Annotated in this window: 12 protein-coding genes; 8 read left to right on the top strand and 4 right to left on the bottom strand. The window is 66.5% G+C overall.

The features are described from left to right. Nucleotides 1-8 precede the first annotated feature (8 nt). From AACG61_RS03630 to AACG61_RS03610, 5 genes are all read left to right on the top strand, one after another. The gene (locus AACG61_RS03630; protein ID WP_411838665.1) at nucleotides 9-953 is read left to right on the top strand and encodes an SDH family Clp fold serine proteinase; all 945 of its coding nucleotides are present in this window, start codon (nucleotides 9-11) and stop codon (nucleotides 951-953) included. A gap of 913 nt (nucleotides 954-1866) precedes the next feature. Beyond that, nucleotides 1867-2124 (top strand): hypothetical protein, encoded by a 258-nt coding sequence (locus AACG61_RS03625; protein ID WP_411838664.1) that lies wholly within the window; start codon nucleotides 1867-1869, stop codon nucleotides 2122-2124. Between the two features lie 355 nt (nucleotides 2125-2479). Beyond that, nucleotides 2480-2746, top strand: coding sequence for a hypothetical protein (locus AACG61_RS03620; RefSeq protein ID WP_411838663.1), 267 nt, complete (start codon nucleotides 2480-2482; stop codon nucleotides 2744-2746). Next, a complete protein-coding gene (locus AACG61_RS03615) occupies nucleotides 2746-3984 on the top strand; it encodes a hypothetical protein (protein ID WP_411838662.1) in 1239 nt (412 codons plus the stop codon). The genes AACG61_RS03620 and AACG61_RS03615 overlap by 1 nt, the downstream gene beginning before the upstream one ends. Nucleotides 3985-4019: 35 nt before the next feature. Next, entirely contained in the window at nucleotides 4020-4166 is a 147-nt protein-coding gene (locus AACG61_RS03610) for a hypothetical protein (protein WP_411838661.1), read from the top strand. A 78-nt stretch (nucleotides 4167-4244) separates the two neighbouring features. Here the strand turns inward: AACG61_RS03610 and pheT are convergent, their stop codons facing one another. Then, nucleotides 4245-6632: a phenylalanine--tRNA ligase subunit beta gene (gene pheT, locus AACG61_RS03605; protein ID WP_411838660.1), complete on the bottom strand. Its 2388-nt coding sequence runs from the start codon at nucleotides 6630-6632 to the stop codon at nucleotides 4245-4247. 171 nt (nucleotides 6633-6803) lie between these two features. Here pheT and AACG61_RS03600 point away from each other — a divergent pair, with 171 nt between their 5' ends. The 3 genes from AACG61_RS03600 to AACG61_RS03590 all read left to right on the top strand — a co-directional run bounded on the left by AACG61_RS03600 (nucleotide 6804) and on the right by AACG61_RS03590 (nucleotide 8910). Next, on the top strand, nucleotides 6804-8030 hold the full coding sequence (locus tag AACG61_RS03600; RefSeq protein WP_411838659.1) for a hypothetical protein: 1227 nt from the start codon (nucleotides 6804-6806) through the stop codon (nucleotides 8028-8030). Between the two features lie 96 nt (nucleotides 8031-8126). After that, entirely contained in the window at nucleotides 8127-8426 is a 300-nt protein-coding gene (locus tag AACG61_RS03595; protein WP_411838658.1) for a TM2 domain-containing protein, read from the top strand. A 103-nt stretch (nucleotides 8427-8529) separates the two neighbouring features. Next, nucleotides 8530-8910 carry a TM2 domain-containing protein gene (locus AACG61_RS03590; protein WP_411838657.1) on the top strand — a complete coding sequence of 127 codons (381 nt, stop codon included), beginning with the start codon at nucleotides 8530-8532 and terminating at the stop codon, nucleotides 8908-8910. A gap of 42 nt (nucleotides 8911-8952) precedes the next feature. On the opposite strand, the gene pheS is transcribed toward AACG61_RS03590, so the two are convergent. The 3 genes from pheS to AACG61_RS03575 all read right to left on the bottom strand — a co-directional run bounded on the left by pheS (nucleotide 8953) and on the right by AACG61_RS03575 (nucleotide 12936). Then, nucleotides 8953-10035, bottom strand: a complete 1083-nt coding sequence (gene pheS / locus AACG61_RS03585) for a phenylalanine--tRNA ligase subunit alpha (protein ID WP_411838656.1) — start codon at nucleotides 10033-10035, stop codon at nucleotides 8953-8955. A 75-nt stretch (nucleotides 10036-10110) separates the two neighbouring features. Continuing rightward, on the bottom strand, nucleotides 10111-11517 hold the full coding sequence (locus AACG61_RS03580) for an alanine/glycine:cation symporter family protein (protein ID WP_411838655.1): 1407 nt from the start codon (nucleotides 11515-11517) through the stop codon (nucleotides 10111-10113). Nucleotides 11518-11580: 63 nt separating this feature from the next. Beyond that, nucleotides 11581-12936: a cytochrome P450 gene (locus AACG61_RS03575; RefSeq protein WP_411838654.1), complete on the bottom strand. Its 1356-nt coding sequence runs from the start codon at nucleotides 12934-12936 to the stop codon at nucleotides 11581-11583. Nucleotides 12937-12943 lie beyond the last annotated feature (7 nt).

The following is a 12943-nucleotide window of genomic DNA, read 5'->3' as shown; positions in this document are numbered from 1 at the left end:
GGGTAACAATGCCAAACTGGCACGACATACTTGGTGAGCTAAATGACCATGCCGCATCACACAGCATAGCGGCACAAAACACCCTCGATATAGTAAGGCGCAAGTATCTACGCCAGCTAGGTGATTTAACCGGCAGGAATGTAATAGCGTACTATTCGGCATTTCTTACGAAGCCGGGGGTGCATGGCACGGATATCAACGACGACGACATGAACGCATTTATGAGCTGCATTCACGGAATGGAGAGAGATAAAGGTCTTGACCTAATTCTTCATACTCCCGGCGGCGGCATCGCGGCGACAGAAGCGTTGGTCTTTTATCTTCGACAAATGTTTGGAACTAATATACGGGCGATCGTTCCGCAGATTGCAATGTCGGCAGGAACGATGATGGCACTATCATGCAAAGAGATTATAATGGGCAAGCAATCGTCGCTTGGACCTATTGATCCGCAACTTGGCGGCATTCCGGCAGATATTGTGGTAAAAGAATTTCAACGCGCGTACTATGAAATACAGCAAGAGCCTATGAAGGCTAGTGTTTGGGCGCCAATTCTAAACCGGTATACTCCATCTTTTCTTACTCAGTGTGAAAATGCAATTAGCTGGTCTAAACGCTTTGTACAAGAGGCCCTCGAGTATAACATGCTTGCGGGTTTTGAAGACCGTACCGAGCGTGCCGAGGCGATTGTTAATGAATTATCGGACGGAATGGCCAATCGCGCTCACGATAAGCATCTTAGCATACAACACGTACGCGCACTCGGCATCAAAACAGTGCAGCTTGAAGATGATCCCGCGCTGCAGGACGCTGTGCTAACTGTCCACCATTGCTTCGCTCATACGATAGCAAGCTCGCATGCTATAAAAATTGTCGAAACGCATGAGGGGCGAGCAAATATAAGAAATGTGGCGCCCCCAATTCCGCAGGTGCAAATGGTGCCCCAGCAATAAGCCTGATGTTTTGTAAAGCAACATCTGAGCTAAGCACCCACGCTGCATCTATCACACTCATCGACGGCATGGAGCATCGCTTTTTGGTCTAAGGCCAAGAAGTGGTACTCCGCTGGTCAAGCCACCAGATATGCCGCACACCCTCGATGTTCGAGACGTAGGTCAGCATTTATTGGCGACTGTGGGCGCACTTGTGTTCGAGGTTCGCCTACTATGATAGACCTACTCATCGGGTTTGCTCTTTGGTTCACCGAACCTGCGGAGGGCCGCTTTATCTGTGCAAACCAGGAACGCCGGTCTATTGGAGGCTGCTTTTCTGCCTGGATCCGTTGGTCCCTCCATCCTCATCCACTAACCAGCCCCGCCAAGGAGCGGGAGATCGCTGAATTGGTGCAGGATGGCAAAGCCGCGTTTGAGGCTGGAAAGCGGATCGGGGCGGGGCTAAAGAAACGCTGACGCTATTGCGTCCATGTTCATTCTTCGTTCATGGTTCTTCCGGAAGGAATCGCCATGCACCGCTGGACGTACGCTAGGATGAAGCACCACGCAGGAGGCTATTCCGACTGCAACCTGACGGTTTTTATGGACGGCAAGCCCATCGGGTGGGTTCGTCACTTTTCATGCGCGGGTGGCCAAGCGTGGCATTGGCGTGTGCTGCTGACGCAGGAGCATGGTCACTGTCGTGACCGAGACGGGGCGCTGAACGCGCTCCGATCCTCCATGCTGACATCTCTTGGAGAGGGTTAGAACCCGCTGTGCTGCTACGTCAGATTGTGAGCAAGCATTCGATGGTGCAGGCTACCACCCCGCGGACGCTGACTAGCGGCGAATGACCACCATTTTTGCCCATCCGTGATCGCGCTTAACTGTAATTTAAGCGCCTGTGGTCATGCTTCAGCAAGGAGGATCAGCGATGACGAAACCTCAGATCATTGAGAACCAACATGGAACGGTCTTAGCGGTGCTTCCTGGTATCACCGCCGTTCTTTTGAACTTTGACGGTGGGTGGGAGGTAGGTCAGTTCAACCAAGATGGCGGTAGGTCGCGCGCGCTTGTGGAGCGCGACATCATGAAAGCATTCCCCGAGGTATCTTGGGCACCGCTCATGCACCGTCGGCAGGAGCGGGAAAGGTTGGTGGAGGGTCGAGATCGGGGGCTTTTTAAGCGCTAATGGACTGTGCGTTCGTATCACGAGGGAAGCCTCGCCGGAGCAGATGCATCTCAGCTGATAGAGTTCAGGCCTAGCCCGCGTGATTTCAGCTAGTTTTGCGCACCATTTTGCGCATCATTTTGCGCACCACCGCTCAAACATAACCTGATTTTGTTCGATTTTTTTTACCGTTCTCGCTGCATGGAGCGCGTCACCCGCTCCAATCCTCCAGACCGATGATCCGACCGCACTTGGCGGCTCTTCCCGCATGTCGGCCGTGCAACGCACGCTGCGGTGACGATCCGTTAATCATTCCCGAGGACTATCCGACAGCTCAGCGCCCGCTCATCGCAGGCCCTCTGCATTGGAGACGATCATGTCCACCGAATTCCCGTTCCGCGCCTCGAGCATCGGCTCCTCCGGCCCCGCCATCCAGAGCATCGTCGTCACCCCCTCCGACAGCGCCGACCTGCCCGTCGCGGTCCGCGCGGTCACGATCAACGCGCCGGGCACGATCGCGTGGATCAACTGGACCGGCGTCGCCTGCATGACCGGGCCGCTGCCCGCCGGGACCTACACCATGGCGGCGGCGCGCATCCGCGCGACCGGCACGACCGCCACCGGCATCACGGGCTGGGTCTGATGCTGGGCATCGGTCTCGGCATCGCGCCCGTCCGTCCCGGCCCCGGCTCTGGCCCCGGTCCCGGCGAGGCCGAGCCGCCCGCCCCGGAGCCCGCGATCGCCAACGGTCGGTTCGACACCGACCTGACGGGGTGGAGCTGCTTTGCGACCGCCCCCGCGGACGGGACGGTCCTGCGCCACGACACCTGCATGACGCGGACCGCCGACGGGTTCCTGCGGCTGACCGCGCTGCCGGAGGGCCGCTTCCCGCAGGCGCAGACGCCGGTCTCCGGCCTGACGGTCGGCCGGACATACACCGTCACCATCACGCATGCCTCGCGGCCCGAACGGGGCGCCGCCGTCCGCATCGCCGAGACCGGCGGCCTGGCGCCGACCGGAATCGTGGCCGAGGCGACCGGCATCCTCGATCCCGGTCCCCAGGCCCTGACCTTCACCGCGACCCGGACGACGCATCACCTGCTGCTGACCGCAGGAGTCGAGACCCCCGGCGCGTTCAGCGATTTCGACGACATCGGCATCCGATCCGGCGCGGTCGCCGCGCCCGCGGCATCGCTCAACGCGCTTTATGGCACCGGTCCGGGCCAGATCCCGATGCGGCACGTGTTCAGCGCCGCGCGGCTGACCGCGACGGGCCATCTGCTGTCCTCGGTGAACGCGGGAGGGGCCGGGGCGCTGCTGAACCTGACGCCCGGCTCGGTCGCGGTCCCGGTGACGGGCGGGCGTCTGGACCTGCAGCCGGCGATGAACCTGCGGCTGAGCGGCACGACCACGGCGACCCGTCCCGACCTGATCGGCACGCGCGTCTTCATCGTGGCCGACCTGCGCGGGCTGACGGTCGATCAGTATCTGATGGGCAACGGCTCTCCGCAGATGAACGTGTGGATCGCGGCGGGCGGCGCAAGCCTGCGCGTGAACCGCCGCAATCCCGCCACCAACGCCTTCGAGACGGTCAGCGTCGCGCTCAGCCCCGCGCTGATCGGCGCACGGCGCCTTTACGAGATCGAGTTCTCGCCCAGCACGATCAGCGTCTTCGTGAACGGCGTGCTGCGCGGCTCCGCCTCGCACCGCTTCTCGGAACTCAGGATGTGGGACTTCGCGGCCGGGCAGAACCCTGCCAACGGCAACGGCCTGAATGCCTGGGTCAGCGAGGTTCTGATGCTGCTTCAGGGCGGCGAGCATGCCGCCAATGTCGCCACGATCCGCCAGCGGCTGACCGAGATCCACGCCGTCGGATCATGAGGCGCCCGCGCGGTTTTTCCGCCTTGGGGTGTGCGATGCGCGGAACATGCGCGCCCCGACCCGGTTGTGCTCGGGCCACAGCAAGGAGACATGGCATGCTCAAGTTCATCGGCGGCACCATCGGCGTCATCTTCATCATCGGCCTGCTGGTCGTGATCGGCATCCTGTCGCTGATCTTCTGAGACGCACCGGACGGCCCGCATGAAAAGACCCCGCCCGGTCGTCCGGGCGGGGTCTTTTCATGTCCGTGACCGGACGGATCAGGCGCGCAGGCGGCCGCCCGTGGCCTTCTCGACCTTCTCGACGATCTTGCGGCTGACCGCCTCGATATCGGCATCGGTCAGCGTCTTGTCGCGCGGCTGCAGGCGCACGGTGATGGCCAGCGACTTCTGGCCGCCCTCCAGCCCCTGGAACTGGTCAAAGACGGACACGCCCGCGATCAGCGCCTTGTCGGCCCCGGCGGCGGCGTTGACCAGGGTCAGCGCCTCGACCCCCGCATCCACAACGAAGGCGAAATCGCGATCGACGGCCTGCAGTTCGGACAGCTCCAGCGCGGGGCGCGTGGGCGTCTTGACCTTGGGGAAGGGCACCGCGGCCAGCTGGATCGTGAAGCCCACGGCCGGCCCCTTGACGTCCATCTGACGCAGGACCCCGGGGTGGATCTCGCCGAAGGTTGCCAGCACGTTCGGACCCAACGCGATATTGCCAGCACGCCCCGGATGCCACCAGCCATCCAGCTTGCGGTTGATCTGCGCACGCGCTGGCGCGCCGATGGCGTTCAGGATCGCCTCGGCATCGGCCTTGGCGTCATAGAGGTCCACCTTGCGGCGGCTGCCGAAGGGATCGCGCGGCGCGGTCTGGCCGACCAGCAGCCCGCTGATGCGAACCGCCTGATCGCCCGGCTCTCCGCCCGAGAAGACCGGGCCCAGCTCGAACAGCGCCAGATCGGCGAAGCCGCGCGCCTGGTTGCGCGCCGCGGCCTGCAGCAGGCCGGGCAGCAGGTCGGGGCGCAGATGGCTCATCTCGCTGCTGATCGGGTTCTCGACGCGCACCGCATCGTCCCCGCCGCCGAACAGCGCCGCCGAGGCCTGGTCGATGAAGCTGTAGGTCACGCATTCGTTGTAGCCCAAGGCCGCCGCCATGCGCCGTGCCGTCTTCTCGCGGACCTGCAGGGGCGTCAGCACGGGCTTTGGCACCCCGGCCTGGGCCCGCAGCAGGGGCTTGCCCTGCAGCTTGGTCAGGCTGGCGATGCGGGCGATCTCCTCGACCAGGTCGGCCTCGCCCAGCACGTCGGGACGCCAGGAGGGGACATGCGCCATCTCGCCCTCCAGCCGGAACCCCAGGGCCTCAAGCGTGGCGCGCTGATCGGCCTCGTCGATATCCATGCCGACCAGGCGGCTGGTGCGTGCGGGGTCCAGGCGATAGGCGCGGCCCGTGTCGGGCAGCGCGCCGGCACTCACCACCTCGGAGGCCTCGCCACCGCAGAGGTCCAGCACCATGCGCGTGGCCAGCTCCAGCCCCGGCAGGGTGAAGGCCGGGTCGATGCCGCGTTCAAAGCGATAGCGCGCATCGCTGTTGATCTTCAGCGCGCGGCCGGTGGCGGCGGTGCTGATCGGATCGAAATAGGCGGCCTCGATGAAGACGTCGCGCGTCTCCTCGGACGCGCCCGATGCCGCACCGCCCATGATGCCCGCGATGCTCTCGATGCCATTGTCGTCGCAGATCACCACCGCGCCTTCGGGCAGGGCATAGGTCCTGTCGTCCAGCGCCACCAGCTCCTCTCCGGCCCGTGCGCCGCGCAGGACCAGGTCGCCCGCGACCTTGGCCGCGTCGAAGACATGCAGCGGCCGGTTCAGGTCGAAGGTGAAGAAGTTGGTGATGTCCACCAGCGCGTTGATCGGGCGCAGGCCGATGGCACGCAGGCGCTTCTGCAGCCAGGCGGGCGACGGACCGTTCGTCACGCCCCGCACCACGCGGCCCGCGAAGAACGGCGCCTTGGCGGCCACGCCCGTCTCGATGGTCACGCCCACCGGGCAGGGGAAGGTGCCGGGAACCGGCTCCACCGCCACCGGCTTCAGCACGCCCAGACCGCGCGCGGCCAGATCGCGGGCGATGCCGTGCACGCCCAGGGCGTCGGGGCGGTTCGGGGTGATCTTGATGTGGATCATCGGGTCGATCTTCTCGGGCGCGTTCTGCGCCAGCCAGTCGACGAAGCGCTGTCCGACCTCGCCCGAGGGCAGCTCGATGATGCCGTCATGTTCTTCGGACAGCTCCAGCTCGCGTTCGCTGGCCATCATCCCGTGGCTTTCGACGCCGCGGATCTTGCCCACGCCAAGCGTCGTGTCGATGCCGGGGACGTAATCGCCGGGCTTGGCCAGCACCACCGTGATGCCGGCCCGCGCATTGGGGGCGCCGCAGACGATCTGCTTCTCGCCCTCGTCGGTCATCACCCGGCAGACGCGCAGGCGGTCGGCGTCGGGATGCTGTTCGGCGTGGTCGATCCGCGCCAGGGTGAAGCTGCCCAGCTTCGCGGCGGGGTCCGCGATCTCCTCGACCTCCAGGCCCAGGTCGGTCAGCGCCTCGGCGATCTGATCGAGGGTGGCGGTGGTATCCAGGTGCTCCTTGAGCCAGGAGAGGGTGAACTTCATGGCGTCTGCCTTCCGGGTCGGCCCGCGCGGGGACTTTGCCGCCTTGAACCGTGCCATGCGCTCTGGGTCAAGCCGGATCGGCGGATTTCCGTGGATCGCGCGCCATTCGCGCGCTTGCGGCATGGCCTGCACGGTGCGACTGTGCAGGCCAAGCAACCCGAAGGTGTCATCATGAGTCTCATGTCCCGTCTTGCCCCCCTGCCGCTGCTGGTCCTGGCCGCCCTGCCCGCACAGGCGCAGGAGACCCCGGCCGAGCCCCTCTGCTCGGGTCAGCCCGCCACCTGGCTGGGCGAGGGCCCCGAGGGCAGCGACATCACCGCGACCGGTGCCGCCCTGTCGCGCCAGATGAGCACGACGGCGAGCACCAGCCCCTATGCGATGTTCCGCGTGACCGGCGCCATGCAGGCCCTGCGCCTGGAGGCGATGTCGGATGCCGATCCGTCGCTGCGGCTGGAGACGCCGGAGGGCGATCTGCTGGCCGAGAACGACGACGCGGTCGGCCTGAATTCGCGCATCGAGCAGTCGGTGGGACCGGGCGACTATTGCGTGCGGCTGGTCCCGGTGGGCGCCACGGACATGACCGCGACGGTGCAGCTGACTCGCCCCGAGATGCCCGCCCTGCTGCAGGACCCGGTCGACACCACCATCGCGGCCTGCACCGCCGAGACCCCGGCCGAGCCACTGGCTGAGGGCATGCTGGACGCGGCCCTGCCCGCGCGGGCCGAGACCGACGGCGCGGTACGCTATCTGCGCTTCTCGCTGGAACAGAACGCGTCCCTGACACTGCGCGCGGTCAGCGAGGGGCTGGACCCGAACGTGGTCCTCTTCGACGGCGCGGGCACGCAGATCGCGGCCAATGACGATGCCGACGGGCTGAACGCGCGGCTGGACTTTCCGAACGGGCTGACGGCGGGCGACTATTGCCTGGGCGTCGCGCCGATCTCGGCCGGGGAAGGCACGATCACCGTCAGCGCCGAGGCGCTGGACCGCGACAGCTACCTGCGCGCCGCCTGGCGCAAGGGAGAGCTGGCGCCGCCGCTGGACGGCGACTATCCGATGCAGCAGATCGACCTGGCCGCCGACCGCGAGACCGTGGTCCTGCAGGACGGCAGCGCGCAATGGCTGAGCTTCGCGCTGGAGCGCGAGACGGCCCTGGTCGTCGGCGCCTATGGCGCGCTGGTGGGCGTGGACGCCAAGCTGGCCCTCTTCGCGCAGGACGGGTCTGTCGTGGCCGATGCCGACGACACCGACGGCAGCCTGGATGCGCGGTTGGGCCCGGTCGTCCTGGCGCCGGGGCGCTATCGGCTGGCGCTGACGGATGTGAACCGCCCCGATCAGCCGGGCGCTCCGATCCGTCCCGTGGGCCTGGTCTTCGAGCGGTTCGAGCGCGTCGACTGAGCCCGCGCCGACCGGGTCTTGCGTGACGGGCGGACGTTCCTATCTCTCTGATGCGCCCGGATGGCGGGCGCATTAGGGAACAGGAGGCCCTTGCGGATGGATGTGCAGCGCGAATTGCTGATCGAGCAGCGGGTGACCAACGAGGCCAAGTCGCCGCTGATCGCCTATCTGCTGCTGATCTTCCTCTGGGGGTTCGGCGTGCACCGCATGTATCTGGGCCGCTGGATCAGCGGACTGTTCATGCTGGCGATCTGGGGCATCGGCTGGCTGACGGCGCCGATCGTGATCGGCTGGCCGGCGGTGGGTTTCGTGGTGCTGTGGTGCATCATCGACCTGTTCCTGATCCCCGGAATGGTCCGCGCCGACCGCGAGGACATCCGGCGGCGGCTGCGCTGACAGGGCGTTAACCGGATGGTGACGTTTCCGTGATCTGATGCCCGGGATCATGTTATGGCGGTGATCATCACCGCCATTTTCCTTTTGAACCGGAGATTTCACCGTGCGCCTTGATACCCACCAACAGATCCTGATCGAACAGCGTGTCACGAACGACGCAAAGTCGCCCGTGATCGCCTATCTTCTGCTGGTCTTCCTCGGGGGGTTCGGTGCGCACAGGTTCTATCTTGGCAAGACCGGGACAGCCGTCACGATGCTGATCCTGTGGATCCTGGGCTGGGTCACCGCGATCATCGGCATCGGACTGATCCTGCTGGCTGCGGTCGGCATCTGGGCCTTTGTCGACCTGTTCCTGATACCGGGGATCATCCGCGCCGATCAGCAGGCCCTGCGCCAGAAGCTGGCCTTCGAGATGGGGGCCTATGCGGCGCCGGTCGCCCCAGCCCTGTCGGCGTCCTCCGGGGCGATGCCTGTCACCGGCTGACGGCCTGCGCCTGCCACCCTACGAAGGGGCGGCAGGCGCCATTCAGCGCGAGAGACCGCCGCTGACGCTCGGCACGTCGCCCGCGGCGAAGCCGTAATGGCGCAGCCAGCGCAGGTCGCTCTCGAAGAAGGCGCGCAGGTCGGGGATGCCGTATTTCAGCATCGCGATGCGGTCGATTCCCATGCCGAAGGCGAAGCCCTGCCATTGATCCGGGTCGATCCCGCCCGAGCGCAGCACATGCGGATGCACCATCCCCGAGCCGAGGATCTCCAGCCAGGAGTTCCCCTCGCCGATCTTCAGCTGACCGCCCTCCCAGGAGCAGCGGATGTCCACCTCGGCCGAGGGTTCGGTGAAGGGGAAATGCGACGCGCGGAAGCGCAGCTCGACCGAGGGCACCTCGAAGAAGGCCCGGCAGAACTCCTCCAGCGTCCATTTCAGATGCGCCATGGAGATGTCGCGGTCGATGGCCAGGCCCTCGATCTGGTGGAACATCGGCGTGTGCGTCTGGTCCATGTCCATGCGATAGACGCGGCCCGGCGCGATGACGCGGATGGGCGCGCCGTGATCCTGCATGGCGCGGATCTGGACCGGCGACGTATGCGTGCGCAGCACATGCGGCGGGCGGTCGTCGCCCGGCGCGCGGTGCATGAAGAACGTGTCGTGCTCCTGCCGCGCGGGATGTTCGGGGGCGATGTTCAGCGCGTCGAAATTGTACCAGTCGCTCTCGACCTGCGGCCCTTCGGCGACGGCAAAGCCCATGTCGGCGAAGATCGCGGTGACCTCGTCGGTGACCTGGCTGATCGGGTGGATCGACCCCTGGCGGCGCGGACGGCCCGGCAGGGTCACGTCCAGCCATTCGTCGCGCAGGCGCGCGTCCAGCGCCGCATCCTCCAGCGCCAGCTTGCGGGCGCGCAGGGCGGCGTCGATCTCGTCGCGGATCTGGTTCAGCGCCTTGCCGGTGGTCTGGCGCTCCTCCGGGGACATGCGGCCCAGCTCGCGCATCATCAGGCTCAGCTCGCCCTTCTTGCCGAGGGCGGCCAGGCGCACCTCCTCGATGGCCTGAGGGTCGGAGGCGGCAGAAATGCGGTCCAGCCATTGCTGGCGCAGGGGGGTCAGATCGTCCATCGCGGGGCCTTTCCTGGTTGCGCCCGCGTTAGCATGGCCGGGCGCGCGGGGTAAAGACCGCGCGCCCGTGCCGCCTTATTTCCAGATGTCGCGGTTCACGCCCGGCGCGATGCCGGGGTGATCGGCGATGCGGAAGGTCGGCTGACGCCCGGCCTTCCTCTGGCGCAGATAGTCGCGGGTGACGATCGAGACCGTCCCCGACAGCGCGACGATGGCGATCAGGTTGATCGTGGCCATCAGCCCCATGCTGGCATCGGCGAAGTTGAAGACGGTCGTGACCGCCTGCAGCGAGCCCCAGACCACCATGGCCAGCGCCGCGACGCGCAACACCAGGATGCCCGGCTTGCCCGCGCCCAGATAGACGACGGCGTTCTCGGCATAGGTGTAGTTGCCGATGATCGTGGTGAAGGCGAAGAAGAAGATCGCCACCGCGACGAAGATCTGCCCGAAGCCGCCGAAATGGTCGGTCAGCGCGGCCTGGGTCAGGGCGACGCCGGTCAGCTGCTCCGAGGGCATCACATCGGCCAGCAGGATCATCACCGCCGTGGCCGTGCAGACCAGGATGGTGTCGATGAACACGCCCAGGGCCTGCACGAAGCCCTGGCTGGACGGGTGGTGCGGGTCAGGGGTGGCGACGGCCGCGATGTTGGGGGCCGAGCCCATGCCCGCCTCGTTGGAAAACAAGCCGCGCTTGACCCCGTTCAGCATGGCGGCCATCACGCCGCCCGCGACGCCGCCCACCGTCTCCTGCAGGCCGAAGGCCGAACGGACGATGCCGGCGAGGATGCCCGGCACCTCGGTGATGTTCATGACCAGGATGATGGCCGCGGCCAGCAGGTAGAGGCCCGCCATGATCGGCACGACGAACTGCGCGGTCCGTGCGATCTGGGGGATGCCGCCGAAGATGATGATGCCCGACAGGACCGCCACGCCGATGCCCACCGTGGCCGAACTGACGCCGAAGGCGCTGGAGACCGCCTCGGCGATGGAGTTGGCCTGGACCGCGTTGAAGACCAGGCCGAAGGCGATGATCAGCGCGACCGCGAACAGCGCCGCCAGCCAGGGCAGGCCCAGGCCGCGGGCGATGTACTGCGCGGGCCCGCCGCGATACATCCCGTCCGCGCCGTGCACCTTGTAAAGCTGCGCCAGCGTCGATTCCGCATAGGCCGTGGCCATGCCGACCAGCGCCACCATCCACATCCAGAAGATCGCGCCCGGCCCCCCCAGGGTCAGCGCCACCGCGACGCCCGCGATGTTGCCGGTGCCCACGCGGCTGGCCAGCGACACGGACAGCGCCTGGAAGGGCGTGATGCCGTTGGTGTCGACCTCTCCGGTGCCGCGCACGCAGCGCCACATCTCGGGGAAGTGCAGGAACTGGACCAGGCCCAGCCTGAGCGTGAAGAAGATGCCCACGGCCAGCAGGCCGTAGATCAGGACGTAATTCCAGAAGATGTTGTTCAGGAAATCGACGATGGCGGTCATGATGGACTCCGCTGCCTGTTCATGCGGCAGCATGTAACAGCCATGTGAGCGACCGCAAGCCGCTTAGTCGCGCGGCGTCACCGTCAGCCAGACCCCGCCCTCGGGGCGCAGCGTCAGGATCATCCGCGGCTGCGGCTCGCGCCCCGGCACGCGGGCAAAGCGGAAGCGCGCCAGCAGGGTGGCCAGGATGATCACCGCCTCCTGCAGGGCGAAGCTGGCGCCGATGCAGATGCGCGGCCCCGCTCCGAAGGGCAGGAAGGCGTATCGGTCCGGCGCGGTCATGAAGCGGTCGGGGTCGAAGGCGTCGGGCCGCTCCCACAGCAGGTGGTGGCGGTGCAGCGCATAGACCGGCATCATCACCGTGTCGCCCGGCCGGATCTCGCGCCCGCAGAGCGTGTCGGGGCCTTGGGCCGTGCGCGACAGGAAGGCCGCGGGGGGATAGAGGCGCAGCGTCTCGTTCACGATGCGCATGGTCAGGGGCAGCGCGCCCAGATCGGCGGCGGTGGCGGCACGACCGCCCAAGGCACGGCGCGCCTCTTCGGCGGCGGCCTCCTGGATGTCAGGGGCGAAGGCCATCAGATAGAGCGCCCAGGCCAGCGTCAGGGCGGTCGTCTCATGACCCGCCACGATGAAGGTCAGCAGGTTGTCGCGCAGCTCGTCGCGGGTCATCGTGCGGCCGGTCTCGGGGTCCTGCGCCACCAGCAGCAGGTCCAGCAGATCGGGCGCCCCTTCGGTCCGGGCCGCATCGGCGCGCGCGGCGATGGAGCGGTCGGCCAGCGCCTTCATCCGCTTCAGCCCCGGCCCCGCGAACAGCCGCCCCGGACGCGGCAGCCAGGCCGGCAGGCCCAGCACGTCCATCAGCGACAGCTTCGCGGTCTGCGCGATATAGGCGTCGATCGACTGATGCACCGCGTCGCGGTCGAACATCCCGTCGCCCGAGAAGGTCACGTCGGAGATGACATCGAAAGTCGCGGCCACCGTCTCCTGGAACAGGTCGACCGGACCGCGCGCGCCCGCCAGGCGGCGGCAGGAGGCCTCGGCCGCGGCGGTCATCACGGGGCCGAGCGCCTCGACATGGCGCTGCGCGAAGGCAGGGGCTGCGGCGCGGCGCTGCCAGCGCCAATGCGCGCCCTCGGCCACGAACAGGCTGTCGCCGATGGCGGGGTTCAGGATCAGCTTGGTCGTGACCGATTTCGGATAATCCTCGACCTTCTCCTTCAGGATGCGGCGCAGGGCGGTAGGGTCCATGACCATGTGCCAGCGCACGCCGGTCTTGCCCGACACGATGGGCTGGCGCGTGGCGATGGCCGGGATCAGCTCCAGCACGTTGCGGCGCGCGGTCATGGCGGTGCCCCACAGGCCCAAGGGCACGGTGGCCAGCGGCACCTTGGCGGGATCGGCTTGCGGCATGTCGAACATCGGCGCG

This window comes from Paracoccus sp. ME4, from assembly GCF_046736325.1.
GTDB lineage: Bacteria > Pseudomonadota > Alphaproteobacteria > Rhodobacterales > Rhodobacteraceae > Paracoccus.
Note: the sequence above shows the minus strand (reverse complement) of the source record. Positions and strands in the feature narration are given on the sequence as shown.